General features: G+C 71.0%; 23 protein-coding genes. 19 read left to right on the forward strand and 4 right to left on the reverse strand.

Annotated features, from left to right (window positions below; translation table 11 throughout):
* The first annotated feature begins 118 nt into the window (after window positions 1–118).
* The 15 genes from ACIA8R_RS07995 to ACIA8R_RS08065 all read left to right on the forward strand — a co-directional run bounded on the left by ACIA8R_RS07995 (window position 119) and on the right by ACIA8R_RS08065 (window position 16,890).
* Complete coding sequence (locus tag ACIA8R_RS07995) at window positions 119–1,801, forward strand: alkaline phosphatase D family protein (protein ID WP_364097434.1); 1,683 nt, start codon at window positions 119–121, stop codon at window positions 1,799–1,801.
* Window positions 1,802–1,888: 87 nt separating this feature from the next.
* Window positions 1,889–2,323, forward strand: a complete 435-nt coding sequence (locus tag ACIA8R_RS08000) for a MarR family transcriptional regulator (protein WP_357703263.1) — start codon at window positions 1,889–1,891, stop codon at window positions 2,321–2,323.
* A gap of 9 nt (window positions 2,324–2,332) precedes the next feature.
* Window positions 2,333–3,529, forward strand: a complete 1,197-nt coding sequence (locus ACIA8R_RS08005) for an MFS transporter (protein ID WP_364097428.1) — start codon at window positions 2,333–2,335, stop codon at window positions 3,527–3,529.
* A 91-nt stretch (window positions 3,530–3,620) separates the two neighbouring features.
* Window positions 3,621–4,199: a pyridoxal 5'-phosphate synthase glutaminase subunit PdxT gene (pdxT, locus tag ACIA8R_RS08010; protein ID WP_357703267.1), complete on the forward strand. Its 579-nt coding sequence runs from the start codon at window positions 3,621–3,623 to the stop codon at window positions 4,197–4,199.
* Between the two features lie 3 nt (window positions 4,200–4,202).
* On the forward strand, window positions 4,203–4,952 hold the full coding sequence (locus tag ACIA8R_RS08015; protein WP_357703269.1) for a YebC/PmpR family DNA-binding transcriptional regulator: 750 nt from the start codon (window positions 4,203–4,205) through the stop codon (window positions 4,950–4,952).
* 188 nt (window positions 4,953–5,140) lie between these two features.
* Entirely contained in the window at window positions 5,141–6,808 is a 1,668-nt protein-coding gene (locus tag ACIA8R_RS08020) for a sugar ABC transporter permease (RefSeq protein ID WP_364097425.1), read from the forward strand.
* An 11-nt stretch (window positions 6,809–6,819) separates the two neighbouring features.
* On the forward strand, window positions 6,820–7,962 hold the full coding sequence (gene eis, locus ACIA8R_RS08025) for a GNAT family N-acetyltransferase (RefSeq protein WP_364097422.1): 1,143 nt from the start codon (window positions 6,820–6,822) through the stop codon (window positions 7,960–7,962).
* Window positions 7,963–8,067: 105 nt separating this feature from the next.
* The gene (gene ruvC, locus ACIA8R_RS08030) at window positions 8,068–8,589 is read left to right on the forward strand and encodes a crossover junction endodeoxyribonuclease RuvC (protein ID WP_357703420.1); all 522 of its coding nucleotides are present in this window, start codon (window positions 8,068–8,070) and stop codon (window positions 8,587–8,589) included.
* Window positions 8,590–8,630: 41 nt separating this feature from the next.
* Window positions 8,631–9,251, forward strand: a complete 621-nt coding sequence (ruvA, locus tag ACIA8R_RS08035) for a Holliday junction branch migration protein RuvA (protein ID WP_357703275.1) — start codon at window positions 8,631–8,633, stop codon at window positions 9,249–9,251.
* Window positions 9,252–9,299: 48 nt separating this feature from the next.
* Entirely contained in the window at window positions 9,300–10,331 is a 1,032-nt protein-coding gene (ruvB, locus tag ACIA8R_RS08040) for a Holliday junction branch migration DNA helicase RuvB (protein WP_357703277.1), read from the forward strand.
* Window positions 10,332–10,543: 212 nt separating this feature from the next.
* Window positions 10,544–10,933 carry a preprotein translocase subunit YajC gene (gene yajC, locus ACIA8R_RS08045; protein WP_397037243.1) on the forward strand — a complete coding sequence of 130 codons (390 nt, stop codon included), beginning with the start codon at window positions 10,544–10,546 and terminating at the stop codon, window positions 10,931–10,933.
* A gap of 127 nt (window positions 10,934–11,060) precedes the next feature.
* Window positions 11,061–12,785 (forward strand): protein translocase subunit SecD, encoded by a 1,725-nt coding sequence (gene secD, locus ACIA8R_RS08050; RefSeq protein WP_397037348.1) that lies wholly within the window; start codon window positions 11,061–11,063, stop codon window positions 12,783–12,785.
* A gap of 1 nt (window position 12,786) precedes the next feature.
* A complete protein-coding gene (gene secF / locus ACIA8R_RS08055) occupies window positions 12,787–13,776 on the forward strand; it encodes a protein translocase subunit SecF (protein ID WP_357703281.1) in 990 nt (329 codons plus the stop codon).
* Between the two features lie 233 nt (window positions 13,777–14,009).
* The gene (locus ACIA8R_RS08060; protein WP_357703283.1) at window positions 14,010–14,528 is read left to right on the forward strand and encodes an adenine phosphoribosyltransferase; all 519 of its coding nucleotides are present in this window, start codon (window positions 14,010–14,012) and stop codon (window positions 14,526–14,528) included.
* A 172-nt stretch (window positions 14,529–14,700) separates the two neighbouring features.
* Entirely contained in the window at window positions 14,701–16,890 is a 2,190-nt protein-coding gene (locus ACIA8R_RS08065; protein ID WP_357703285.1) for a bifunctional (p)ppGpp synthetase/guanosine-3',5'-bis(diphosphate) 3'-pyrophosphohydrolase, read from the forward strand.
* 15 nt (window positions 16,891–16,905) lie between these two features.
* Here the strand turns inward: ACIA8R_RS08065 and ACIA8R_RS08070 are convergent, their stop codons facing one another.
* The 3 genes from ACIA8R_RS08070 to ACIA8R_RS08080 all read right to left on the reverse strand — a co-directional run bounded on the left by ACIA8R_RS08070 (window position 16,906) and on the right by ACIA8R_RS08080 (window position 20,214).
* Window positions 16,906–17,994, reverse strand: a complete 1,089-nt coding sequence (locus tag ACIA8R_RS08070; RefSeq protein WP_397037246.1) for a cupin domain-containing protein — start codon at window positions 17,992–17,994, stop codon at window positions 16,906–16,908.
* A 40-nt stretch (window positions 17,995–18,034) separates the two neighbouring features.
* Complete coding sequence (locus tag ACIA8R_RS08075) at window positions 18,035–19,264, reverse strand: DUF349 domain-containing protein (RefSeq protein WP_364097415.1); 1,230 nt, start codon at window positions 19,262–19,264, stop codon at window positions 18,035–18,037.
* Between the two features lie 62 nt (window positions 19,265–19,326).
* Window positions 19,327–20,214, reverse strand: coding sequence for a peptidylprolyl isomerase (locus ACIA8R_RS08080; protein ID WP_397037249.1), 888 nt, complete (start codon window positions 20,212–20,214; stop codon window positions 19,327–19,329).
* Between the two features lie 123 nt (window positions 20,215–20,337).
* Here ACIA8R_RS08080 and ACIA8R_RS08085 point away from each other — a divergent pair, with 123 nt between their 5' ends.
* Genes ACIA8R_RS08085 through aspS form a run of 3 tightly spaced genes read left to right on the forward strand, consistent with a single transcriptional unit; the run spans window position 20,338 to window position 24,007 of the window.
* Complete coding sequence (locus tag ACIA8R_RS08085) at window positions 20,338–21,015, forward strand: MBL fold metallo-hydrolase (RefSeq protein WP_357703293.1); 678 nt, start codon at window positions 20,338–20,340, stop codon at window positions 21,013–21,015.
* On the forward strand, window positions 21,015–22,274 hold the full coding sequence (gene hisS, locus ACIA8R_RS08090) for a histidine--tRNA ligase (RefSeq protein ID WP_357703295.1): 1,260 nt from the start codon (window positions 21,015–21,017) through the stop codon (window positions 22,272–22,274). The genes ACIA8R_RS08085 and hisS overlap by 1 nt, the downstream gene beginning before the upstream one ends.
* Complete coding sequence (gene aspS / locus ACIA8R_RS08095; RefSeq protein WP_397037251.1) at window positions 22,271–24,007, forward strand: aspartate--tRNA ligase; 1,737 nt, start codon at window positions 22,271–22,273, stop codon at window positions 24,005–24,007. Before hisS ends, aspS begins: the two co-directional genes overlap by 4 nt.
* Window positions 24,008–24,067: 60 nt before the next feature.
* On the opposite strand, the gene ACIA8R_RS08100 is transcribed toward aspS, so the two are convergent.
* Window positions 24,068–24,958 carry a peptidylprolyl isomerase gene (locus ACIA8R_RS08100; protein WP_397037253.1) on the reverse strand — a complete coding sequence of 297 codons (891 nt, stop codon included), beginning with the start codon at window positions 24,956–24,958 and terminating at the stop codon, window positions 24,068–24,070.
* A 174-nt stretch (window positions 24,959–25,132) separates the two neighbouring features.
* On the opposite strand from ACIA8R_RS08100, the gene ACIA8R_RS08105 reads away from it, so the two are divergent.
* Window positions 25,133–25,633 carry a hypothetical protein gene (locus tag ACIA8R_RS08105; RefSeq protein WP_364097409.1) on the forward strand — a complete coding sequence of 167 codons (501 nt, stop codon included), beginning with the start codon at window positions 25,133–25,135 and terminating at the stop codon, window positions 25,631–25,633.
* Window positions 25,634–25,639: the final 6 nt, after the last annotated feature.

Below are 25,639 nucleotides of genomic sequence, written 5' to 3' on the forward strand. Positions count from 1 at the left end.
GAGGCGGCATTCGCGAAGAATGTCGCCTCTTTCGTGTTGTCCCTGGTTCACCGATCTGTCATGAACCTCAGTCAGGCTACGGGCGTCCCTCACCCTTGATCGTCCCGAGGAGCGCACTGTGTCCAAGCTGAACCGCCGGCATTTCCTCGTCACCGGGCTGGCGGCGGGCGCCGCCGCCGCGCTCCCCGCCACGGCGGCGAGCGCCGAGCCCGAGCCCGCCGCAGAGAACGCACAGGCACTGGCCGCACGCGGACTGTCCACCGACCCGTTCACCCTCGGCGTGGCCTGCGGCGACCCCGACCACGAGGGGTTCGTGCTGTGGACCAGGCTGGCGCAGAACCCGCTGGCCGAGGACGGCTTCGGCGGCATGCCGCAGCGTCCGTTCACCGTGCAGTGGCAGGTCTACGCCGACGAGCGCGGGCGGCGCGTCGTCCGCTCGGGGGTGAGTGTCGCCGCGCCGGAGTGGGGGCACAGCGTGCACGTCGAGGTCGACCGGCTGAGCTCGGACCGGGAGTACTGGTACCGCTTCCGCGTCGGCCCGTACGTCTCGCCCATGGGACGGGCGCGCACGGCCCCGCACCCCCTGTCCTACGGCGGCGCGCTCTCGATGGCCTTCGTCTCCTGCGCCCAGTTCGAGCACGGCTGGTTCACCTCCTACCGCAGGCTGGCCGAGGACCACCCGGACCTGGTCCTGCACCTGGGCGACTACCAGTACGAGTACACCAAGGACACCTACACCATCCCCGGCGGCAACATCCGCGACCACGAGGGCCCCGAGACCGAGACCCTGGCCGGCTACCGCCAGCGCCACGCCCAGTACAAGGCCGACCCCGACCTGCAGGCCGCGCACGCCGCCGCGCCCTGGCTGGTCGTGTGGGACGACCACGAGCTGGACAACAACTGGGCCGACGAGGTGCCCGAGAAGCCCGAGGTGCCGCAGCCCGACTTCCTGGCCAGGCGCGCCGCCGCCTTCCGCGCCTACTACGAGAACATGCCGCTGCGCCGCACCTCGATCCCGCGCGGCATCGACATGCAGCTCTACCGGCGGATCCGGTGGGGCAGCCTGGCCACGTTCCACATGATGGACACCCGCCAGTACCGCGACGACCAGGGCTGCGGCGACGGCTACCGCGACTGCCCGGCCGCCGTGGACCCGGCGCGCTCGATCACCGGCGCCGCGCAGGAACAGTGGTTGATCGACGGCTTCCACCGCTCGCGCGCCCAGTGGGACATCCTGGGCCAGCAGGTGTTCTTCGCCCAGCGCGACAACAACGCCGGCCCCGCCAAGATCACCTCGATGGACGCCTGGGACGGCTACGTCGCCTCCCGGCAGCGCATCACCCAGGGCTGGGTGGACGCCCGGGTCCGCAACGCGGTGGTGCTGACCGGCGACGTGCACGCCCACTGGGCCAGCGACCTGAAGCTCGACTACGACGACCCGACCGGGCCCACCGTGGGCTCCGAGCTCGTGGCCACCTCCATCACCACCGGCGGCGACGGCGCGGACTCCGACCCCGCGACGCATCCGTACCTGAAGATCAACCCGCACCTGAAGTTCTACAACAACCAGCGCGGTTACGTGCTGACGAAGATGGAGCGCGACCTGCTCACGGCTGACTTCAAGGTCGTGCCGCAGGTGCACGAGCCTGGGGCAGAGGCGTACACGCGGGCGACGTTCGTGGTGGAGGACCGGGTGCCGGGGGTGCGGCAGACGTACCTGCGGCCGCTCGACCCGGCGATCGGGGCCAGGAAGCAGGTGACGGTGGAGGACACCGTCCGGCTGGAGACCGAGCGCCCGTAGCCCTGGGCAGGCGGCGTCCCCCGGTTGGGGGGCGCCGCCTCTTCTTTTTCCCGGAATATTAGCCAGGCTAAGTTAGTTGGGCTAAGCATGAGGGACGATCCCACCCAGATGGCCGAGCAGGTCTCCAAGGTGCTGCGCCACCTGGTCCTGCTGCTGCGGCGCTCCAGCGCCGGCCAGCCCGTCACCACCCAGCAGTACGCCGTGCTCGGCTCGCTGGAACACGGCCCGCGCCGGATGACCGAGCTGGCCGAGGAGCACGCCGTCCAGCTCCCGACCATGACCGTGCAGATCAACCGGCTGGAGTACGCCGGCCTGGTGGCGCGCGGCTCCGACCCGGCCGACGCCCGTGTCAGGACCGTCGAGCTCACCGGCGAGGGCCGCGACCGCCTGCACGCCGTGCGCCGGGCCAGGATCGCCCGCCTCGCCCACGACCTGGCCGCCCTCACCGACGACGAGCGCGACGTGCTCGCCGCGGCCCTGCCCGTCCTGGCCAAGCTCGGCATCGACAGAACCACCCAGTAAGGGGACAACATGCAAACCGGCGGCGGAATCCTGCGCCAGCCGACGTCCGTCTGGGCCACCGCGTTCGCCGCGGTCGTGGCCTTCATGGGCATCGGCCTCGTCGACCCCATCCTGCCCTCCATCGCCCAAGGGCTGCACGCCACGCCCAGCCAGGTGTCCCTGCTGTTCACCAGCTACTTCCTGGTCACCGCCGTGGCCATGCTGATCACCGGCTGGGTCTCCAGCCGCATCGGCGGCAAGCGCACGCTGCTGGCCGGGCTGGCCCTGGTCGTGCTGTTCGCCGCGCTGGCCGGGACCTCCGGCAGCGTCGCCGAGCTCGTCGGCTTCCGTGCCGGCTGGGGCCTCGGCAACGCTCTGTTCGTGGCCACCGCGCTGGCCGTCATCGTCGGCGCGGCCAGCGGCGGCGCGGAGTCGGCCATCATCCTGTACGAGGCCGCGCTCGGCCTCGGCATCTCCGCCGGACCGCTGGCCGGGGCGCTGCTCGGCGACTGGAACTGGCGCGCGCCCTTCTTCGGCACCGCCACGCTGATGGCCGTCGGCTTCGTGCTGATCGCCACCCTGCTCAGATCGGGGCCGAGGCCCGCGGTCAAGACCAAGCTCAGCGCCCCCATCAGGGCCCTGGCCCACGGCGGCCTGTCCACGACCGCCTTCACCGCGCTGTTCTACAACTTCGCCTTCTTCACGATCCTCGCCTTCACCCCGTTCATCCTGAACATGTCGCCGTACGGCATCGGCGCGGTGTTCTTCGGCTGGGGCGTCTGCGTGGCGCTGGCCTCGGTGTTCGGCGCGCCGCCGCTGCAGCGGGCGATCGGCTCGGTGAACGTGCTGCACCTGGCCCTGGGCCTGCTCGTGGTCTTCCAGGCCGGCATCGCGGTGTCGGCGACGGCCGGGGCGCACGCCGGGATCATCGTGTTCACCGTCCTGTCCGGCATCCCGATCGGGCTGAACAACACCGTCTTCACCGAGTCGGCCATGGAGGTCTCCGACGCCCCCAGGCCCGTCGCCTCGGCCGGGTACAACTTCGTCCGCTGGATGGGCGGCGCGCTGGCGCCGTTCATCGCGACCAAGCTGGGCGAGGAGGTCGGCATCGCCGTCCCGTACGCCGTCGGCGCCGCCTGCTGCGCGATCGGCATGGCCTTCCTGTACGCCCGGCGCCACCACCTGAGCGCCCTGGCCCGCGTGGACGTCGTCCAGGCCGCCGCCTGAGCCCGCTTTACGCCAGAGTGCTCTGAGAGGAAGATGCCGGGCCATCTTGGTGTTGAATTGTCGGAAACCGGACCTTAACGGAAGGATCGCTGTGCCCACGATCGGTGTACTCGCTCTCCAAGGGGACGTGCGCGAGCATGCGCGCATGCTCCAGGAGTCCGGCGCGTCGGCCGTCGCCGTACGTCGTCCGGCCGAGCTCGACGCGGTCGACGGCCTGGTGATCCCCGGCGGCGAGTCGACCACCATGTGGAAGCTGGCCGACACCTTCGACATGCTGGAGCCGCTGCGGATGCGGATCAAGGAGGGCCTGCCCGCCTACGGCTCCTGCGCCGGCATGATCATGCTGGCCGATCGCATCCAGGACGGCATCGAGGGCCAGCAGACCGTCGGCGGCATCGACATGGTGGTCAGGCGGAACGCCTTCGGCCGCCAGGTGGACTCGTTCGAGTCGGACCTGGACTTCGCCGGCGAACGCGTACACGCTGTCTTCATCCGTGCTCCGTGGGTGGAATCGGTCGGCGCCGACGTTCAGGTGCTGGGCACGGCCGAGCCTGGGGATAGGATCGTCGCGGTCCGTCAAGGGCCGTTGCTCGCGACGTCGTTCCACCCCGAGCTGACCGGGGACACGCGCGTGCACCGTTACTTCGTAGACATGGTGAGGGAGCTCTAGGTAATGTCCGGCCACTCCAAATGGGCGACGACGAAGCACAAGAAGGCCGCGCTCGACGCCAAGCGCGGCAAGCTGTTCGCGAAGCTCATCAAGAACATCGAGGTGGCGGCACGGACCGGTGGCCCTGACCCGGACGCCAACCCCACCCTCTTCGACGCCATCTTCAAGGCGAAGAAGAACTCCGTGCCCAACGACAACATCGAGCGGGCGCGCAAGCGTGGCGGCGGCCTGGAGGCCGGTGGCGCCGACTGGCAGACCATCATGTACGAGGGCTACGCGCCCGGTGGCGTCGCGGTGCTCATCGAGTGCCTCACCGACAACCGCAACCGCGCCGCCTCCGAGGTCCGGGTCGCCCTGACCCGCAATGGCGGCTCGCTGGCCGACCCGGGCTCGGTGTCGTACATGTTCAACCGCAAGGGCGTCGTGATCGTGCCCAAGAACGGGCTCGACGAGGACACCGTCCTGATGGCCGTGCTCGACGCGGGCGCCGAAGAGGTCAACGACATGGGCGACTCCTTCGAGGTCGTCTCCGAGGCCGGCGACCTCGTGCCGGTCCGCAAGGCGCTGCAGGAGTCCGGCATCGACTACGACTCGGCCGAGTCGAGCTTCCTGCCGACGATGAGCGTGCCGCTCGACGAGGAGGGCGCCAAGAAGGTGTTCCGCCTGATCGACGCGCTGGAGGACAGCGACGACGTCCAGAACGTCTACGCCAACTTCGACGTCTCCGACGACGTCCTCGCCGCTCTCGACTGACCGGCGCACGACCGAGGGCCCGGGGCGTCCCCCCGGGCCCTCGGTCGTTCTCCGGGCCGTGTCCTGCTCAAAGACCTGGCCAAGGTCGGCTTGCGTGGTGTTCGCCGGAGCCGGGGGTGTTCGACACCAAGGGCCCACTCGCCCTTTACGCGTGCGTCCGCGCCCCTGCGCGGCTAGGGTCGGGCGACGTGAGTTCCCCCATCCCACCGACCCCTGTCCCGGCGTCCCCGGCCGTCCGGCCCCCGGCGTCCTACCGCGCCCTGGGCTGGCTGCTGGCCGTCCCCGCGCTGCTCGGCGCCCTGATCACGCTGGTCCTTCCGACGGTCCAGACGATCGTGCTCAGTCTGCACAGCGGCGGCGTGCTGCAGGAGAGCAGGTTCGTGGGCCTGGACAACTACGGCAAGGTGCTGGGCGGCGAGGACTTCTGGCGGGCCCTGGGCTTCACGCTCTCGCTGACCGCCGGGCCGCTGCTGGTGGCCGTGGTGGTGGGGCCGCTGCTCGCGCTGGCGCTCGACCGGGGCGGCTCCCTGGCCAGGCGGGCGGGCCTGGTCGTGCTGTCGCTGGCGATCGTGACGTTCTCCCCGGTCGGCGTGGCGGCGGCCTGGCTGCGCGGGACGCTGCCCGACGGCCCGGGCATCGCCTCGCTGGCCGAGGGCCTGCGCGACCCCGCCACGGCACCCGGGACGCTGCGGATCGTCGTCGTGGCCGCCACGTTCGGGGTGGTGTGCGCGCTGGCGCTGACGGCGTTCCTGCCCGCGCTGCGCGGCGGCACCGCCGGACCCGCCACGCTCGTCGTGGCGGTGCTGGTGGCGCTGGCGACCGTCGCGGTGGGGACGCAGGCGTTCTCGATCGGCATGACGCTCACCCGTGGAGGCCCTGAGCGCGCCACACAGACCCTCGCGGGCCTCCAGTACGACTACGCCTTCCGGATGGCCCAGTTCGGCCCTGGTGCGGCCGTCGCGGCCCTGACAGGGGTGCTTCTCGGCGGGCTCGGCGTCGTCGCCGTCGTCGTCGCCGCGGCCACCCGGCTGCGGGTCACCGTCCTGCCGAGGCCCGCGACCGCCGCCCGGCCCGGACCCGGTCGGGATGGAGCGTTCCCCGCCCGGCCGGGGACGGCGGGCGTGGTCACCGGCGTCGTCGCGCTGGTGCTCGTGGTGGCCGCCGGGATCGTCTGCGCCTGGCCGTGGATCTCCGGCGTCCTGGCGGGCGGCGACGCCGGCGCCGACGTCGGCGGTCTGCGCGCGCAGGCCAACACCTGGGTCCCCGCCGTGGCCGGCGCGCTGGTGTCGGTCGGTGTCGCCTACCTGGCCGCCCTCGGCATCGGCGGCCTGCGTCCCCTGGGCGCGCGCAGCGAGTGGCTGCTGCTCGCGTTCGCCCCCTGGCTGTTCGTCGGCACGGGCCCGCTCGGCGTCGCCGACTGGCAGAACATGCGCAACCTGGGCCTCGTGGACACCTTCTTCGCGCTCTTCCCCCCGCTGCTGGTCAGCGTCCCGGCGCTGCTGGTGCTGACCCTGCTGTGCAAGGGCCTGGCCGAGCGGAACGACAGGGACTTCTTCGGCGGCGTCCTGCTGCCGTCCCTGCCCATGGCGGGCGTGCTGGCCGGGGCGGTCACGCTGGTCAACGCCCAGGACGCGCTGTGGCCGCTGCTGGTGGCCCAGACCCCGGAGCTGTTCACCGTGCCCGTCGCCCAGCTGGCCCGGCTCGGCGGCTACCACGGCGCCCCCGACGTCGGCGCGAGCACCCCGCCGGTCGTCGTCGCGGTCGCGCTGGCCGCCGTCGTGGCCGCCCAGCTCCTGTATCTCGACAGGCTCGCCATCAGCGTCAACGGTTCGCGACCTGCCCGTACCACCCCGTAGGTTGAGGGGTTGTGGAAATTCGCGATCTCACCCCCGACGACCTCGACGACGTTCTCGACCTGCGTAAACGTTCTTTCGGCCCGATCTCCGCCGCGGACGTCGAACGGTGGCGTCACACTGTGACGTCCACGCTCGGCGAGGGCCGCTACCTGGGCGCGTTCGAGGGCGGCAGGCTCGCCGCCTCGGCCCGGCTGCGCGGCTTCACCCAATGGTGGTACGGCCGTCCGCAGCCCATGGCCGGCATCGCGGGGGTCACCGTCAACCCGGAGGACCGCGGCCACGGCGTCGGCACCGCCATCATGCGCGCCGTCATCGAACGCGCCGCCGCCCACGGCGACGCCGTCTCGGCGCTCTACCCCGCCACCACGCCGATCTACCGCTCGCTCGGCTACGAGCACGCCGGCGCCCGGCACATGATCACGCTGCCCGCCGAGTCGCTGCGCCGCATCAGGCCGTCCGGCGAGGTCAAGCTGCGCAGGATGGGCCCCGACGACGCCGCCGAGGTCGTCTCCCTGCTCCACCGCACGCACGCCGCCGCCCGCTCCAGCGGCCCCGTCGCCTGGGACGAGCGCGCCTGGCGCATCTGGCTGTCCAACGAGGACGACTTCCTCTACCTGGCCCACGACGGCTACCTCGTCTACCGCTGGAACGGCGACGACATGCACGTCGAGAACCTCGTCGCCGGGTCGGAGGAGACGAGCAGGGCGCTGTGGTCGATGGTGGGCAGCTCGTCCTCCATCGCCCGCAAGGTCACCGCGCCGGTCGCCCCCGACGACCCGGTGCTGTGGCTCCTGGGCGAGCGCTCCACCGACCACGTCACGCAGGTGCGGTGGATGTTCAGGGTGCTGGACGTGGCCGCCGCCGTCGAACGCCGGGGCTTCCCCGCCGCCGTCACCGGCGAAGCCGTGGTCTCCGTGGACGACCCGCTGCGCGGCGGCGGCTCCTTCCGGCTGGAGTTCTCCGGCGGCTCAGGAACGGCCACCCCGGCGGCCGGCGGGGGAGCGGCGCTGAGCGCGGGCGGCTTCTCCGCCCTGTACGCCGGCGTCCCCACCGCGACGCTGCGCAGGACCGGCCTCATGTCCGGCGACGACCGCCACGACGAGCTGCTCGACACGGCCTTCGCCGCCAAGCCGTACATGCTCGACTACTTCTGACGGGCCCGCCCGCCGTTCGCGGCGGGCGATTCACGGTGCGCGGCCAGCTCAGCCGGGGTAGAGTCTCGTGCCGAACAGATGTTCGGCGGCGCGGGAGGCAAGCCGGTGCGGGTGATGGGCGTCGATCCGGGGCTGACCCGGTGCGGCCTGGGCGCGGTCGAGGGGCGGCCGGGCGCGCCGCTGTCGCTGGTGGCCGTCGGGGTCGTGCGCACGGGCGCCGACGAGGAGCTCGGCACGCGGCTGGTCGGCATCGAGGCCGGCATCGAGCGGTGGCTCGACGAGATCCGTCCCGACGCCGTGGCCGTGGAGCGCGTCTTCAGCCAGCACAACGTCCGCACGGTCATGGGCACCGCGCAGGCGGCCGGCATCGCCGTGCTGTGCGCGGCCCGGCGGGGGCTGCCCGTCGCGCTGCACACGCCCTCCGAGGTCAAGGCCGCCGTCACCGGCAGCGGCACGGCCGACAAGAAGCAGGTCGGCACGATGATCACCCGGCTGCTGCGGCTGGCCGAGATGCCCAAGCCGGCCGACGCCGCCGACGCCCTGGCCCTGGCCATCTGCCACATCTGGCGCGGCGGCGCCCAGCATCGGCTGGCCGAGGCCATGGCCCGCGCCGGCAAGGGGCGCTGACCCGTGCGGGCCGGCCGTTTCGTGGAAAGGAAGACCGAGTCGTGATCGCGTCGGTGGCGGGCAGGGTGGCGTCGGTCGCACCCGACGGAGCCGTGATCGAGGTGGGGGGCGTCGGCATGCTCACCCACTGCACCCCCGGCACTCTGGCCACGCTGCGCGTGGGCGAGCAGGCCAGGCTGGCCACGTCGCTGGTGGTGCGCGAGGAGTCGCTGACCCTCTACGGCTTCGCCAGCGACGACGAGCGCGCCGTCTTCGAGATGCTGCAGACCGCCAGCGGCGTCGGCCCCAAGCTGGCGCTGTCGATGCTCGCCGTGCACACGCCCAACGCCCTGCGGATGGCCGTGGCCGCCGCCGACCTCAAGGCGCTCACGCGGGTGCCGGGCATCGGGCAGAAGGGCGCCCAGCGCATCGTGCTGGAGCTGAAGGACCGGCTCGGCACCCCCGAGGAGGCCGTCAACGCGGCCATCGGCGGCGACCGGCGCGCCGCCCTGTGGCGCGAGCAGGTGCACTCCGGCCTGGTGGGGCTCGGCTACTCGGGTAAAGACGCCGACGAGGCCGTGGCCGGGGTCGCGCCCGAGGCCGAGGCCGACCTGGCGGCCGGGCGCCAGCCGCAGGTCGCCGCGCTGCTGAAGGCGGCGCTACGATCTCTCAGCGTAAGATGATCATGAGGTCCGTGACGACGTCCCGGCGCGCGGAGAGGAGCGGTGGCCATGGACTATGAGCGCGAGCTGGTCTCCGCCGACGCCGGCGGCGACGAGCTGCAGATCGAGGCGGCGCTGCGGCCCAAGCGGCTGGGCGAGTTCATCGGCCAGGGCCGGGTGCGCGAGCAGCTCTCCCTGGTGCTGGAGAGCGCGATGCGACGGCAGCGCCCGCCCGACCACGTGCTGATGAGCGGGTCGCCGGGCCTCGGCAAGACCACGCTCGCCATGATCATCGCGGCCGAGCTCAACATGCCGCTCCGCATCACCTCCGGCCCCGCCCTCGAACGGGCCGGCGACCTCGCGGCCATCCTGTCCACGCTGACGGAGGGCGAGGTGCTGTTCATCGACGAGATCCACCGCATGGCCAGGCCCGCCGAGGAGATGCTCTACCTGGCCATGGAGGACTTCCGGGTCGACATCGTCGTGGGCAAGGGGCCGGGCGCGACCGCGATCCCGCTCGACATCGCGCCGTTCACGCTGGTCGGCGCCACCACGCGGGCCGGGCTGCTGCCGGCGCCGCTGCGCGACCGGTTCGGGTTCACCGCCCACATGGACTTCTACGACGTCGGCGAGCTGGAGCAGGTGCTCGAACGGTCGGCGCGGCTGCTCGGCGTCGTCCTGCCCGAGGAGGGCGCCCACGAGATCGCCCGGCGCTCGCGCGGCACGCCCCGCATCGCCAACCGGCTGCTGCGCCGCGTCCGCGACTTCGCCGACGTGCGCGCGGACGGGATGATCGACCGGGACATCGCCTCGGCCGCACTCAACCTTTACGAAGTCGACGCCGAAGGGCTCGACCGGCTCGACCGGGCGGTTCTCGGAGTGCTGCTGCGCAAGTTCGGCGGCGGTCCCGTCGGCCTCTCCACGCTCGCCGTGGCCGTGGGGGAGGAGCCCGAGACCGTCGAAGTGGTCGCCGAGCCTTTCCTCGTCCGCCAAGGGCTGCTGGCCAGGACCCCGCGCGGCCGGGTCGCGACCGCTTCCGCCTGGACACATATGGGTATGACACCACCGCCGGACGCGTTCGGAGCCGCCGTTTCACCGTGATCACGAAACGGTTGCAACCATTTCAAATCGGGAACTTCCCCGCGCGCCGAATCGCTGCCTCGTTGCCGCGTTTCATAACAAGCGCCTACACTCCGTGGCTTGGCTGGCTGTGTAGGCTGACGGGCTGAGCGGCGCGGCCCGAGAGCTACGCAACGGAATTTCCGGCGCGAGGCCGGTGTCAAATTCTTGAACGACTATGGAAGGTCGCCCCTATGGACATGGGACAACTCGGAAGCATCCTGCCGCTGATCCTTCTGGTGGTGGTGTTCTACTTCCTGCTGATCCGTCCGCAGCGCAAGCGCCAGCAGGAAGCGCAGCAGATGCAGAACTCCTTGGCCCCGGGCGCCCGCGTCATGACCACGACGGGCCTGTTCGCCACGGTGGTCGCGGTGGACAACGAGGACGTTGTGCTCGAGGTCGCGCCCGGCATCGAGACGCGCTGGGTCAAGGCCGCCATCGGCCGTGTGGTCCAGCCCGGTGACGCCCCGGTGGTGACCGACGAGCCGGTCGCCGAGACCGATGTCGCCGACGGTGACACCAAGGAGTCCGACGCGACCGTGGAGCGTAACGGCGATCAGGACTCCAGCACCAAGCAGTCCTGACTAAGCTCTGCGACAAACCCCTATCTGAGAGAATCGACGACCAGTGGCCCGACCGACCAGCCGCCACAGCCGACCAGGGCGCACGCTCTTGGTGCTGCTGGCGCTCATCCTCGCCCTGGGCGGGACGATGTTCCTGCAGAAGGCGTTCACGCCCAAGCTTGGACTCGACCTCGCCGGCGGAACGACGGTGACGCTGTCACCCGTGACCCAGTCCGGTCAGTCTCCGCCTGAAGAGATCCTCGACCGCGCGGTCAACATCATCCGCGACCGGGTCAACGGCACCGGCATCTCCGACGCGGAGGTCGCCAAGTCCGGCGACAACATCATCATCTCCATTCCGGGCGTCGGACAGAGCGAGGCCATCAAGCTGGTCGCCACCACGGCGGAGCTGCGCTTCCGCCAGGTGCTCGCCATGGAGGCCACGCAGGTCCCGCAGAACCTGACCACCGAGGCGCCCACGCCGGGCGCCTCGCCGTCGGCGCAGCCGTCCTCGACCGCCAAGCCGTCCTCGACCGCCAGGCCGTCGGGCCGGCAGTCGGTGGGCACGCCGAGCGCGTCCCCGACGGGCAAGGCGCTGTCGTCCGCGCTGACCGCCCCCACGCCGGGCGCCACGCCCTCGGCCACGACCGGCACCGGCCGTGACCAGACGGCCCAGAACCAGACGGGCCAGAAGCAGAACACCAAGGGCAGGAACGCCACGCCGACGCCGGCGCCGAGCACGCCGCCCACCACGCCGCCGAAGCAGGACCCGAACGCCGGCATCAACACCGAGGGCATCGACCCGGCCGTGCTGCAGCAGTTCCACAAGCTCGACTGCACCGACCCCAAGAACCGGGGCCAGGGCGTCCAGGACGACCCGAACAAGCAGTACGCGGCCTGCGAGACCGACGGCAGCTTCAAGTACGTCCTCGACGTCGCCAAGGTCGTCGGCACCGACATCGACACCGCCTCGGCGGGCGTGCGCCAGGGCACCGTGGAGTGGGTCGTCCAGCTCGACTTCAAGAGCAAGGGCGCGGGCGAGTGGAGCAAGCTCACCACCACCGCCTACAACGCCCAGGAGCCGCGCAACAAGGTGGCGGTCGTCCTCGACGGCGTGGTCATCACGGCCCCCAACATCATCAGCCCGATCCCCGGCGGCCGCGCCGAGATCACCGGCGGCTTCGACCAGGTCAGCGCCACCAACCTGGCCGACCAGCTCAAGTACGGCGCCCTCCCGCTGAAGTTCCAGCGCAGCTCGATCGACACCGTGTCCTCGACGCTCGGCGCCGACCAGCTCGAAGGCGGCCTGATCGCGGGCATCATCGGCCTCGGCCTGGTGGTCGTCTACTCGCTGCTGTACTACCGCGGCCTCGGCCTCGTCGCGGTGCTGAGCCTCGTCGTGGCCTCGATCCTGACGTACACGGCGGTGGTCGTGCTCGGCCACAACGCCGGTTTCCGGCTCTCCCTGCCGCACATCATCGGCCTGGTGGTCTCGATCGGCATCACCGCCGACTCCTTCATCGTGTACTTCGAACGCATACGTGATGAGATGAAGGAAGGTCGGCGGACGCTTCGCGCGGCCGTCGAGGTGGCCTGGGTCCGTGCCCGGCGCACGATCCTGATCGCCGACGCCGTCATGTTCATCGCCGCCATCGTGCTGTACTTCCTGGCGGTGGGCGGTGTGGCCGGGTTCGCCTTCGCGATGGGCCTGACCACGCTGATCGACATCGTGGTGGTGTTCCTGTTCACCAAGCCGTTCATCGCCCTGCTGGCGAGGCTGAAGTTCTTCGCCAAGGGGCACCCGCTGTCCGGTCTCGACGCCGAGCGCATGAGCGCCGAGCCGGCCCGCACGACCACTCCGCAGGAGGCCTGAGATGGGACTGGGGCGTCGCCTCTACCGCGGCGAGATCGATGTCGACTTCGTCGGCAAGTGGAGGCTCTGGTACAGCCTGTCCGGCCTGCTGCTGCTCGTCTCCCTCGCCGGCATCCTGTTCAACGGGCTCAACCTGGGCGTGGAGTTCAAGGGCGGAACGGTCTTCACGTTCCCGGCGAGCACCGGCACCGTCGAGGAGGTCCGCGAGGACTTCCGCACGCAGGGCGCCCACCAGGTGATCGTGCAGCGGGCCCGCGACAACTGGCGGGTCACCACCGAGACCCTGTCGGAGTCGACGCTCAACCAGATGCAGACCACGATCGCCAAGGACTACAAGGTCCCGGTCAAGGACGTCAGCGTCCAGTCGATCGGCGCCTCCTGGGGCGGTGAGGTCTCCCAGAAGGCCTGGATCGGCCTGGGCGTCTTCATGCTCGCGATCATCCTGTACCTGTCGATGGCGTTCGAGCCGAAGATGGCCCTGTCGGCGATCGTCGCGCTCATCCACGACCTCGTCATCACGGCCGGCGTCTACGCCTGGTCGGGCTTCGAGGTCACGCCGGCGACGCTGCTGGGCTTCCTGACCATCCTCGGTTACTCGCTCTACGACGCGGTCGTCGTGTTCGACATGATCAAGGAGGTCACGGCCAAGCTGGGCACGACCTCCAAGATGACGTACTCGATGGCGGCCAACAACGCGCTCAACCACACGCTGATCCGGTCGCTGAACACCTCGCTGGTCGCGATCCTGCCGGTGGCGGCCATCCTGTTCATCGGCACCACGCTGCTCGGCGCGGGCACGCTGAAGGACCTGTCGCTGGCGCTGTTCGTCGGCATGCTCGTCGGCACGTACTCGTCCCTGTGCGTGGCCACGCCGATGCTGGTGACGCTCAAGGAGCGGGAGCCGAAGTACCAGGCCATCGCACGCCGGCTCGCCTCCACCACCGGCAAGGGGGCGAAGGGTTCCAAAAGCGCAGCGGTAGCGAAGGGCTGAGCCCCGTTCCCGGGCTTCGTCCGGCGCCCCCATCCGTTCAGGGTGGGGGCGTCGTCGCGTTCAGGGGCGCTCTGCGGCGTTCCAGGAGGGTGCGGGGCACCCCTGGCGGGGCTCCGGCTCCGGCGGACGGCTGAGGGCATCTCAGGGGCGTCCCGGACGGCGGGCGGTCCGAGGAGGGCCCGGAGTAGGCCATCATGGAGCGCGGCACCCGTGAGGAAGGCGATGGAAGCACGATGAGTGAGCTCACCCAGTTGATCCTGGACCGGATCAGGGACGTCCCCGACTATCCCAAGCCCGGCGTGCTCTTCAAGGACATCACCCCGCTGCTCGCCGACCCGGTCGCGATGGCGGCCGTGGTGGAGGAGCTGGCCGGCCTCACCCAGGTGGACAAGATTGTCGGGATCGAGGCCAGGGGCTTCATCCTGGCGGCCCCGGTGGCCTACCGGGCGGCGGCCGGGTTCGTCCCGGTGCGCAAGAAGGGCAAGCTGCCGGCCGCGACGCTGGAGGAGTCCTACGACCTGGAGTACGGCTCGGCCACCATCGAGGTGCACCGCGACGCATTCGAGCCCGGCGACCGGGTGCTCATCGTCGACGACGTGCTGGCCACCGGCGGCACCGCCAAGGCCACCATCGAGCTCGTCGAACGGGCGGGCGCGCACGTCGTCGGCATCGCGGTGCTGATGGAGCTGGCTTTTCTCAAGGGGCGCGAGCGTCTCCCGGCCGTCGACCTGCACTCCCTGGTGATCGTCTGAGACGGCCCGAGCGAGTCCGGGTTCCCAGCCTGGATACACTGGGGGGATCTGGACTCGAACGTGAGGAGTCTGAGTGCCCCGTGATGTGGTCGCGCCCGACGTAACCGACGCTGGTAATGCCGACGCGCCCGGCGTTCCTGCGGTGCGTCGACGGCGGTTTGGGGGTGGGGCCATGAATCCTGTGCTGGAGCCGCTGTTCCGCACGGTCCGGGCCACCCACCCCAAGGCCGATCTGCGCCTGATCGAGCGCGCCTACGACATGGCCGCCTACCACCACCGCGACCAGAAGCGGAAGTCCGGCGACCCCTACATCACCCACCCGCTCGCCGTGGCGACGATCCTGGCCGAGCTGGGCACCGACGACGAGACGCTGTGCGCCGCGCTGCTGCACGACACCGTCGAGGACACCGCCTACAGCCTCGACGAGCTGCGCGGCGACTTCGGCGACACGATCGGCTCGCTGGTCGACGGCGTCACCAAGCTCGACAAGGTCAAGTTCGGCGACGCGGCGCAGGCCGAGACCGTGCGCAAGATGGTCGTGGCGATGTCGCGCGACATCCGCGTGCTCATCATCAAGCTCGCCGACCGGCTGCACAACATGCGCACCATGCGCTACCTGCCCGAGCACAAGCGTCACCAGAAGTCCCGCGAGACGCTGGAGATCTTCGCGCCGCTGGCCCACCGGCTGGGCATGAACACGATCAAGTGGGAGCTGGAGGACCTCGCGTTCGCGATGCTCTACCCCAAGCGCTACGACGAGATCGCGCGCATGGTGTCCGAGCGCGCGCCGCGGCGCGACCTGTTCCTCCAGGAGGTCATCGAGAAGGTCTCCGGCGACCTGCGCGAGGCCAAGATCCGCGCGGTGGTCAAGGGCCGGCCCAAGCACTACTACTCCGTCTACCAGAAGATGATCGCCCGCGACGTCGCCTTCGACGACATCTACGACCTGGTGGGCATCCGGGTCCTGGTCGACAGCGTGCGCGACTGCTACGCGGCGCTGGGCACGATCCACGCGCGCTGGAACCCGGTCCCCGGCCGGTTCAAGGACTACATCGCGATGCCCAAGTTCAACATGTACCAGTCGCTGCACACCACGGTGATCGGTCCGGAGGGCAAGCCGGTCGAGCTGCAGATCCGCACGCACGCGATGCACCACAGGGCCGAGTACGGCGTGGCCGCCCACTGGAAGTACAAGGAGGAGGTCGGCGCGCCGGGGCCGACCGGCAAGGTCAAGCCGGGCAGCGACATGGCCTGGCTGCGCCAGCTCCTCGACTGGCAGAAGGAGACCTCCGACCCGGGCGAGTTCCTGGAGTCGCTGCGGTTCGACCTGTCGGTCTCCGAGGTCTACGTGTTCACCCCGAAGGGCCAGGTCATCGCGCTGCCCGAGGGCGGCACGCCGGTCGACTTCGCCTACGCCGTGCACACCGAGGTCGGCCATCGCTGCATCGGCGCTCGCGTCAACGGGCGGCTGGTGCCGCTGGAGTCGCGGCTCGGCAACGGCGACACGGTCGAGATCTTCACCTCCAAGTCGCCCGACGCCGGGCCGTCGCGCGACTGGCTGAAGTTCGTCAAGTCCGGCCGGGCCCGCAACAAGATCCGGCAGTGGTTCTCCAAGGAGCGCCGCGAGACCGCGATCGAGGCGGGCAAGGAGGCCATCGGCCGCGCCATGCGCAAGCAGGGCCTGCCGCTGCAGCGCCTGATGTCCGGCGAGGCGCTGCTGGCGCTCGCCCGCGACCTGCGCTACCCCGACGTGTCGGCGCTCTACGCGGCCGTGGGGGAGGGGCACATCGCCGCGCAGGCGGTCGTGCAGAAGCTCGTGGCCTCGATCGGCGGCGTGGAGAGCGCCGAGGAGGACATCGCCGAGACGTCCCTGCCGACCCGGCTGCGCGGCCGTCCGCGCGGCGGCGGCGCGGGCGTGGTCGTGGCGGGCGACGCCGACGTGTGGGTGCGCCTGTCCAAGTGCTGCACGCCGGTGCCCGGCGACGAGATCGTGGGCTTCGTCACTCGCGGCCACGGCGTGTCCGTGCACCGCGCCGACTGCACCAACGTCCAGCAGCTCAGGGAGCAGCCCGACCGGCTGGTCGAGGTGAGCTGGTCGCCGGGCGACGACAGCGTGTTCCTGGTGGCCATCCAGGTGGAGGCGCTCGACCGGCCGCGGCTGCTGTCCGACGTCACGCGCACCCTGTCCGACCAGCACGTCAACATCCTCAGCGCCTCCGTCACGACCTCGCGCGACCGGGTGGCGATCAGCAAGTTCACCTTCGAGATGGGCGACCCGAAGCACCTGGGCCACGTGCTCAAGGCCGTCCGCAGCATCCAGGGCGTCTTCGACGTCTACCGGGTGAGCGGCGCCGGCAGCTGAGGGGCCGCCGGCGGCTCAGCCCTTCAGGTCCGGCAGGTTGACCACGATCGCCTCCTGGGTGCTGCGCGCGATCACCACGACCGCCTCCCGCTCGGGGTCGGGGTTCTCCTCGCGGTGCGGGGTGTAGGGCGGCACGTAGACGTAGTCGCCGGGGGCCGCCTCGATCCGCCGTTCGCGGCCGTCCTGGAGGAAGACGAAGCGCGGGGTGCCGCTGACGACGTAGATGGCGGTCTCGGAGGCGCCGTGGTGGTGGTCGGAGGAGCGGGTGGCGGGCGCGACGTGCGTCTGGCCCATCCACAGGGCCGACGAACCGGCCGTGGCGCCGCTGATCGCGGCCAGCCGGCGCATGCCGGAGCTCTGGGCCGTGTCGCCCGACAGCGCCTCAGCGGCGATGTGACGCAGCGGGAGGTGGAAGGGGTCGCCCTCGGCCCGGTAGCCCTCCCACAGGCGCCCTCCGGCCCGTTCCAGGACGCCTGAGGCCACCGTGGTCAGCAGCGCCGGGTCGGAGTGGGCCGTCAGCAGCTCGTCGGCCAGCGCCGGGTCGTGCTCGCGCAGCTCGCGCAGCAGCCATTTGCCGTTGCCCCGCCACCTGCCGCCCACGTCGAGCGCGAGCCTGGCGGTCTCCTGGACCACCTGCCAGCGGATGAACAGCTGCTCGCCGGGGTCGGTCGCGCCCGCCAGGTCGTCGAGCAGGTCGGACAGGCCGTAACGGGCCTGTTCGGCGCGGGGCGCGGCCAGGTCGCCGGGACCGGCGGCCAGCCGTTCGCCGAGCACCGTCTGCAGGTCGCTGGCCCGGCCGCCGGTGCGGTCGACCAGCACCGCGCCGTCGGCGCACATGCGGGCCATGCCCGGCTTGCGCCGGGCCAGGTCGCGGTCGACGTAGGCGTCGAGGCTGGTCTCGCTGTGGACGTACAGCTCGACGGGCCAGCCGTGCCAGCGCAGGGACTCGCGATAGGGCACGGCCAGCCCGTCGAGCACCACCACGACGTCGAGGTCGGAGGTGCGGGTGCGGCGCTCGGTGAGCACGCTGCCGCCGACGAAGGCGTACAGGGCGCCGGGGAACAGCTCGTCGACGAGGGCGCGCGCGACGCTGACGGGGTCCATGCCGTCAGCGTAGGACCCCGGCCGCCCTCCGAAGATCGGATCAGCTGAACTCGGTCAGCGTGCGCTCGGCCTCCTCCAGCCACGAACGGCGGGCGACCAGCGCCTCCTCGGCCTCCTTGACGTCCTTGGCCCGGCCGGCGGCCTGGGCCTTGGACAGCCGCTTCTCCAGCTGCTCGATGGAGGCGCGGAGCTGGTCGACCGTGCTCTGGGCGCGCGCCCTGGCCTCGGGGTTGGACCGCTTCCACTCGGCGTCCTCGGCCTTGCGCACGGCCTCGTCGACCTTGCGCAGCCCGCCTTCGAGCCGGTCGCGCTGCTCGCGCGGCACCGGTCCGGCGGCCTCCCAGCGCTCCAGGATGTGCCGCAGCGCCGCCCTGGCCGTGCGCACGTCGGTGACCGGGAGGATCTTCTCGGCCTCGGCCAGCAGCTCCTCCTTGATCTCGGCGTTGGCCGCCAGCGAGGCGTCACGCTCGGCGAAGACCGCCGAACGGGCCTGGAAGAACTGGTCCTGGGCGGCCTTGAAGCGGCCCCACAGCTCGTCCTCGACCTCGCGTGAGGCGCGGCCGGCGGTCTTCCACTGCTGCATCAGCTCGCGGTAGATCGCCGCGGTCGTGCCCCAGTCGGTGGAGCCCGCGATGGCCTCGGCCTCGGCGACGATGCGCTCCTTGGCCGAGCGCACGCCCTCGCGCTGCTCGTCGAGACCCGCGAAGTACTGCTTGCGGCGCTTGGCGAAGGCCGTACGGGCGGCCGACAGGCGCTTCCACAGCGCCGCCTCGGTGACCCGGTCGATCCGGTCGGCGGCCTTCCACTCCTCCACGAGCTGGCGCAGCCGTTCGCCGCCCGACTTCCAGTGGGTGGTCTCGTCGGCGATGCGCTCGGCCTCGGCGACGATGCGTTCCTTGACCGTCCTGGCCTCGGCGCGCGCCTGGTCGCGGGCGGCCTTGACCTCCTCGCGGCGATGGCCGACCAGCTCGGTCAGGCCGTCGAGGCGGGCCGTCAGCGCCGCCAGGTCGCCCACGGCGTGGGCGTCGGCGACGGCCTCGCGCAGCTTGGCGATGCTCGCCTCGGCCTGCGCGGGCGCCAGGTCGGTGCCCTTGACCCGCTGTTCGAGGAGCTGTACCTGGCCCGACAGCTCGTCGTACTTGCGATGGAAGTAGGCCAGTGCCTCTTCGGGTTCACCGGCCTGCCAGGAGCCGACGGCCCGCTCTCCCTCAGCCGTACGCACGTAGACGGTGCCGTCGTCGTCTACCCGGCCCCACGGGTCGGTGCTCACCGTGTCCTCCCGCACTATCCATCAGACCCTTCGGGACTACTTCGTCCCTAGTTTGTATTACGTCAGCTCTTGCCGGCGATTGTCACGTCTTTGATTTCGAGGGTTTGCTTCGGTGCTCCGGTCCCATCTCCCATGTCAGCGATGATGCCCGCTTTGTTCACCTTGTCCAGGATGTCGAGCCCCTTGGTGATCGTACCCACCGGCGTGTAATCCGGGGTGAGTCCGAGATCGCCGTAAACGAGGAAGAACTGGCTCCCCGTGCTGCCCGGCGCCGACGTCTTCGCCATCGCCACCGTGCCGCGCTTGTACGCCGCCCCCTGCAGGTTCTCCTCGGCCATCACGTAGCCGGGGCCGCCCGCGCCGTCCTGGCTCTTGCCGTCGGCCTTGGCCGTCGGGTCGCCGCACTGCAGCATCGGGAACTTGTCGCTGCCGAGCCGGTGGCACTTGCTGCCGTCGTAGAACTTCTTGGATGCCAGGAAGGCCAGCGAGTTGGTCGTGCAGGGCGCCTTGGCGTTGTCGAGCTCGACCACGATGGCGCCCAGGTTGGTGTCGAGCGTCATCGTCCTCTTGGCCGGTTCGGTCTTGACCTTGGCCGGCGGCATGCCGACGTCCTTGACCTGGCCGCCGGCCGCCTCCTTGACATAGTCGCAGGTGCCGGCCGCCGCGTCGTACGGCTTGGGCCCCTTGTCGGCCGCGGCCGACGCGGTGTCCTGCGGGGCCGAGGCCGAAGGCGAGGCGGCCGCCTCGGTCTTCGAGTCGCCGCCGCCGAGGAGCGCGACCGCGGCCACGATGCCGCCCACCACGACCACGACGCCGACCGTGGAGCCGATGATCGCGGTGCGCTTGGCCTTCTGCTCGCGCTCGATGCGGCGCTGCATCTGCCGCTCGTAGTGCTCACGTGCCAGCTGCTTCTGCCGGTCCTTGCCCGTGGCCACCGCTTTGCCTCCCATAGTCAATCAACTGAGGTGGGCGAATCGTATCGGCCAATGGGTAATGATTCGCAGCCCGGCGACCCGCACCGGTACCCTTCGGTTACATTCCCATTGGCTTTTCGACGAGATCACCTGAGGCAGATGCTCATCGCAGGCTTCCCCGCAGGGGCCCTCCAGACCAATTGTTACGTCGTCGCGCCCGCGGCCGGCGAGGAGTGCGTGATCGTCGATCCGGGCCAGGACGCCGCCGAAGGCGTCGACGAGCTGCTGCGCGAGCACCGGCTCAAGCCGGTCGCGGTGCTGCTCACGCACGGCCACCTCGACCACGTGTGGTCGGTCGCCCCCGTCTGCGGCGCGCGCGACGTCCCCGCGTGGATCCACCCCGACGACCGCCACCTGCTGAGCGACCCCTCGGCCGGCTGGGGCGGCGGCGTCTCGCTGTTCGGCGACATCAGGCTGAGCGAGCCCGACGACGTGCGCGAGCTGTCCGACGGCGCGGAGCTCAGCCTGGCGGGCCTCGATCTCGTGGTCGACCACACCCCGGGCCATACCAGGGGGTCGGTGAGCTTCCGGCTGCCCGGCGACGAGATCATGTTCTCGGGCGACCTGCTGTTCGCCGGCTCCATCGGCCGTAGCGACCTTCCCGGCGGCGACTACGCGACCATCCTGCGCAGCCTGGCCACCAAGTGCCTGCCGCTGCCTGACGATACGGTCGTCCTGCCGGGCCACGGACCACAGACCACGATCGGCCGCGAGCGCGCCACCAACCCTTACCTGAAGGAAGCGGCGCCGCAGGCCGGTCCCACACGAGGGATCTAATGAGCTTCCAAGCACCCAAAGGCACCTTCGACTGGCTGCCGCCCAGCTCCGAGGCCATCCTGGCCGTGCGCGAGGCGCTGGCCGCGCCCCTGAGGCGGGCGGGCTACGGCTACGTCGAGACTCCCGTCTTCGAGGACACCGAGCTGTTCAAGCGAGGCGTGGGCGAGTCAACCGACGTGGTGTCGAAGGAGATGTACACCTTCCCCGACAAGGCGGGCAGGTCGCTGACCCTGCGCCCCGAGGGCACCGCCTCGGTCGTGCGCGCCGTGCTCCAGCACAACCTGCACACCGGCCAGCTCCCGGTCAAGTTGTGGTACTCCGGCAGCCAGTTCCGCTACGAGCGTGCCCAGAAGGGCCGCTACCGCCACTTCTGGCAGGTCGGGGCCGAGGCCCTGGGCTCCGAGGACCCGGCGCTCGACGCCGAGCTGATCGTGCTCGGCGCGCGGGGCTTCGCCTCGCTCGGGCTCCGGCAGGTCAAGCTGCTGGTCAACTCGCTCGGCGACAAGAACTGCCGGCCCGCCTACCGGGCCGCGCTGCAGGAGTTCCTGCGCGGGCTCGACCTCGACGCCGACACCAGGGCCCGCATCGAGATCAACCCGCTGCGGGTGCTCGACGACAAGCGGCCCGAGGTGCAGGCGCAGCTCACCGGCGCGCCGCTGGTGGTCGACCACCTGTGCGCGGCGTGCAAGAGCTACCACGAGGAGGTCCGCTCGCTGCTGACCGCCTCGGGCGTGGCCTTCGAGGACGACCCGCGGCTCGTGCGCGGGCTCGACTACTACACGCGCACCACGTTCGAGTTCGTGCACGGCGGGCTCGGCTCGCAGTCGGCCGTCGGCGGCGGCGGCCGCTACGACGGGCTCAGCGAGGTGCTGGGGGGCCCGCCGCTGCCCAGCGTCGGCTGGGCGCTCGGCGTCGACCGCACGTACCTGGCGATGGAGGCCGAGGGGCTGCTCGGCGAGGCCGCGCCGGGCCGCGTCCAGGTGTACGGTGTCCCGCTGGGTGACGACGCCCGCCGCCGCATGTTCCTGCTCCTCTCCGAGCTGCGCGAGGCGGGCATCAGCGCCGACATGGCCTTCGGCGGCAAGGGGCTCAAGGGCGCGATGAAGGGCGCGGACCGATCCGGCGCCCGGTTCGCGCTGATCCTGGGCGAGCGTGACCTCGCGGCCGAGGCCGTGCAACTGAAGGACCTGACCACCGCTGAACAGACCGAGGTGCCGCTGGCCCAGGTCGCCGACGTTTTGAAAGGGAAAGTGCAGTGATCCGCACGCATACGGCCGGGTCGCTCCGTGAGGAGCATGCCGGGCAGCAGGTGACGCTCGCAGGATGGGTGGCCCGCCGCCGTGACCACGGCGGCGTTGTCTTCATCGACCTGCGCGACGCCTCCGGCTCGGCGCAGGTGGTCTTCCGCGAGGAGGACCACGCCCACGACCTGCGCGCCGAGTACTGCGTGCAGGTGGTCGGCCAGGTCAGGGTGCGCCCGGAGGGCAACGCCAACCCCGAGCTGCCCACCGGCGCGATCGAGGTCGTGGCCGAGCGGGTCGAGGTGCTGAGCGAGTCCGCGCCGCTGCCGTTCCCCATCGAGGGCAACGTGGGCGTGTCGGAGGAGGCCCGGCTCAAGTACCGCTACCTCGACATCCGCCGCCAGCAGGTCGCGAGCGCCATGCGCACCCGCTCCAAGGCCACCTACCTGGCCAACGAGGTGATGCACGAGCTCGGCTTCGTCTACGTCGAGACCCCGACGCTGACCCGCTCGACCCCCGAGGGCGCGCGCGACTTCCTGGTGCCGGTGCGCCTGCAGCCCGGCAACTGGTACGCCCTGCCGCAGTCGCCGCAGCTGTTCAAGCAGCTCCTCCAGGTCGCCGGCCTGGAGCGCTACTACCAGCTCGCCAAGTGCTACCGCGACGAGGACCTGCGGGCCGACCGCCAGCCCGAGTTCACCCAGATCGACGTCGAGATGTCCTTCGTCGACCAGGAGGACGTCATCGAGGTCGGCGAGAAGCTGGTCGGCCGGCTGTGGCGGGAGATCCTCGGCTACGAGATCCCCATGCCGCTGCCGCGCATGACCTACGCCGACGCCATGGCCCGCTACGGCTCCGACAAGCCCGACCTGCGCTTCGGCCAGGAGCTCGTCGAGATGACCGACTACTTCGCCGACACCTCCTTCCGCGTCTTCCAGGCCGACTACGTCGGCGCGGTGGTCATGCCGGGCGGCGGCTCGCAGACCCGCAAGGAGCTCGACGGCTGGCAGGAGTGGGCGCGCAGCCGCGGCGCCAAGGGCCTGGCGTACGTGCTGGTCCAGGAGGACGGCACGCTCGGCGGCCCGGTCGCCAAGAACCTGTCGGAGCAGGAGCTGTCCGGCCTGGCCGCCAAGGTCGGCGCCAACCCCGGCGACGCGGTCTTCTTCGCCGCCGGCGCCCGCTCGGCCTCCCGCGACCTGCTGGGCGCGGCCCGGCTGGAGATCGGCCGGCGCTGCGGCCTGATCGACGAGTCGCAGTGGTCGTTCCTGTGGGTGGTCGACGCCCCCATGTTCGAGGAGGACGGCGAGGGCGGCTGGACGGCCGTGCACCACCCGTTCACCGGCCCCAAGCCGGAGTGGGCCGACAACTTCCAGGACCACCCGGGCGAGGCCCTGGCCTACGCCTACGACATGGTCTGCAACGGCATGGAGATCGGCGGCGGCTCGATCCGTATCCACCGGGCCGAGATGCAGCAGCGCGTCTTCGACGTGCTCGGCATCTCCAAGGAAGAGGCCGAGAGCAAGTTCGGCTTCCTGCTGGAGGCGTTCAAGTACGGCCCGCCCCCGCACGGCGGCATCGCCTACGGCTGGGACCGGATCTGCATGCTGCTGTCCGGCGGCGACTCGATCCGCGATGTGATCGCGTTCCCGAAGACCGCCTCCGGCTTCGACCCGCTGACCGCCGCGCCGACGCCGATCACGGCCGAGCAGCGCAAGGAGGCGGGCGTCGACGCCCAGCCCAAGTCCGAGGCCTGACACGACGACGGCGGGCGTCCCCCTTTCCGCAGGGGACGCCCGCCGTTCTCGTGTGCCGAGCTACCTCAGCGTGACGCGCTTGATGATGATGGGGTTCTTCGGCGCGGTCGAGCCGCCGTCGCCCACGATGTCGTCGCCGTTGACGATGACGCCGTCCTTGGCGACCTTCTCGATGATCTCCAGGCCGGAGCGCACCATGCCGAGCACCGAGTACTGCGGCTCCAGCTGGCCGTTCTCGTCCGACAGCGAGATGGCGAACTGGCTGCTGTTCTGCCCGGCGGCGCCGTCGGGCTGGGTCAGGAACACCACGCCCTTGGTGTAGGACATGGTGCCGGCGGCCTCGTCGCCGAACACGTAGCCGGCCGTGCCCTGTCCGTCGGTCGGGTTCCTGCCGTCGGCCTTGGCCTGCGGGTCGCCGCACTGCAGCAGGAACAGGCCGGCCGTCTCCGGCGTCGCCAGCCGGTGGCACTTGGTGTTGTTGTAGAAGCCCTTCCTGGCCAGGAACGCCATCGAGTTGACCGAGCACGGGGTCGCGTTCGCGTCGACGTCGATGACGATGTTGCCGTGGTTGGTGGTCACGGTCATCGTCTTGAGCTTCAGGTTGGGCCGCTTGCCCGGCAGGCCGACGAACTTGTTGGGCGCGGAGTCGTCACGCTTGTACGTGCACGACACCTCGCCCGCCTTCTTCGGCGGCGAGGTGCTCGGCAGCTCCGTCGGCGCGGGAGAACTGGTGCTGGCGGAGGGCGTGGGCGTGCTCGCCGCCGCGGCCGTCTTCTTGTCGTCGCCCATCAGGGTGGTCGCGGCGAAGATGCCGCCCGCCACCACGACGACGGCCACGCCCGCGCCGATGAAGGTGTTCCGCCTGCCTTTGGCGGTCTGTTCGGCCGCGCGCCGCGCCTGCCGCTCCTTGTGCTCCCGGGCCAGCTCGCTCTGGCGGTCGTCGCCGCTCACCGGTTGTCTCCTTCATCTTTGCCGACACATGACCAAACAACTCCGCGAATGCTACCGGCCTCCGATATGTGCCGGGCGTAAGTGGCGGAAGCCACTGACTGGGGCAAGTGGGAGATAGAACCTTTCGGCATGAGAATTCGGTAGTCCAGGTGAGGCCCCTACCAAGGAGTGATCGTGTTCGAGCAGATCCTCGGCCTGCCGGCCCATCCGCTCATCGTCCATTTCGCCGTGGTGCTGACGCCGCTGCTCGTCCTCCTGGCGGGGGCGTACGCGCTGCTGCCACGCGTAAGGACCCTGACGGCGTGGGCGGTGGTGCTGCTCGCCGTGGCCGCCCCCGTGGCGGTCCTGGTGGCCAAGGAGAGCGGGGAGAGCCTGAAACGGGCCCGCTTCGCCGACGTGGACGGCCCGCTCGGGGCGCGCGTCGCCGACCACGAGAGCTTCGCGAACCCGCTGCTGCTGTCGGTGGCCGGTCTGGCCGCCGCCTCCCTGGCCCTCGTGTACGCCACCACCCCCGCGCGCCGCTCGGTCACCTCCGACCGGTTCGGCAGGCCCGTCACGTTCGTCCTGTCGGCGCTGACGGTCGTCCTGGCGGCCGTGGCGGGGTGGTTCTGCTTCCGCGCGGGCGACTCCGGGGCCAGGGCCGTGTGGGCCGCGGCGGGTCTGACCGGCGTGTAATCTCGC

It is taken from the genome of Nonomuraea sp. NPDC051191, from assembly GCF_044455665.1.
Lineage (GTDB): Bacteria > Actinomycetota > Actinomycetes > Streptosporangiales > Streptosporangiaceae > Nonomuraea.

Bases quoted from the DNA above. Each gene is read 5' to 3' on its own strand.
- ACIA8R_RS08015 (WP_357703269.1), top strand. From the start codon at position 4,203: ATGTCCGGCCACTCCAAATGGGCGACGACGAAGCACAAGAAGGCCGCG.
- ACIA8R_RS08085 (WP_357703293.1), top strand. From the start codon at position 20,338: ATGCTCATCGCAGGCTTCCCCGCAGGGGCCCTCCAGACCAATTGTTAC.
- ACIA8R_RS08070 (WP_397037246.1), bottom strand. From the start codon at position 17,994: ATGGACCCCGTCAGCGTCGCGCGCGCCCTCGTCGACGAGCTGTTCCCC.
- ACIA8R_RS08060 (WP_357703283.1), top strand. From the start codon at position 14,010: ATGAGTGAGCTCACCCAGTTGATCCTGGACCGGATCAGGGACGTCCCC.
- secD (WP_397037348.1), top strand. From the start codon at position 11,061: ATGTTCCTGCAGAAGGCGTTCACGCCCAAGCTTGGACTCGACCTCGCC.
- ACIA8R_RS08065 (WP_357703285.1), top strand. From the start codon at position 14,701: ATGAATCCTGTGCTGGAGCCGCTGTTCCGCACGGTCCGGGCCACCCAC.
- ACIA8R_RS08000 (WP_357703263.1), top strand. From the start codon at position 1,889: ATGAGGGACGATCCCACCCAGATGGCCGAGCAGGTCTCCAAGGTGCTG.
- ACIA8R_RS08005 (WP_364097428.1), top strand. From the start codon at position 2,333: ATGCAAACCGGCGGCGGAATCCTGCGCCAGCCGACGTCCGTCTGGGCC.
- ruvB (WP_357703277.1), top strand. From the start codon at position 9,300: ATGGACTATGAGCGCGAGCTGGTCTCCGCCGACGCCGGCGGCGACGAG.
- yajC (WP_397037243.1), top strand. From the start codon at position 10,544: ATGGACATGGGACAACTCGGAAGCATCCTGCCGCTGATCCTTCTGGTG.
- ACIA8R_RS08080 (WP_397037249.1), bottom strand. From the start codon at position 20,214: ATGGGAGGCAAAGCGGTGGCCACGGGCAAGGACCGGCAGAAGCAGCTG.
- hisS (WP_357703295.1), top strand. From the start codon at position 21,015: ATGAGCTTCCAAGCACCCAAAGGCACCTTCGACTGGCTGCCGCCCAGC.
- secF (WP_357703281.1), top strand. From the start codon at position 12,787: ATGGGACTGGGGCGTCGCCTCTACCGCGGCGAGATCGATGTCGACTTC.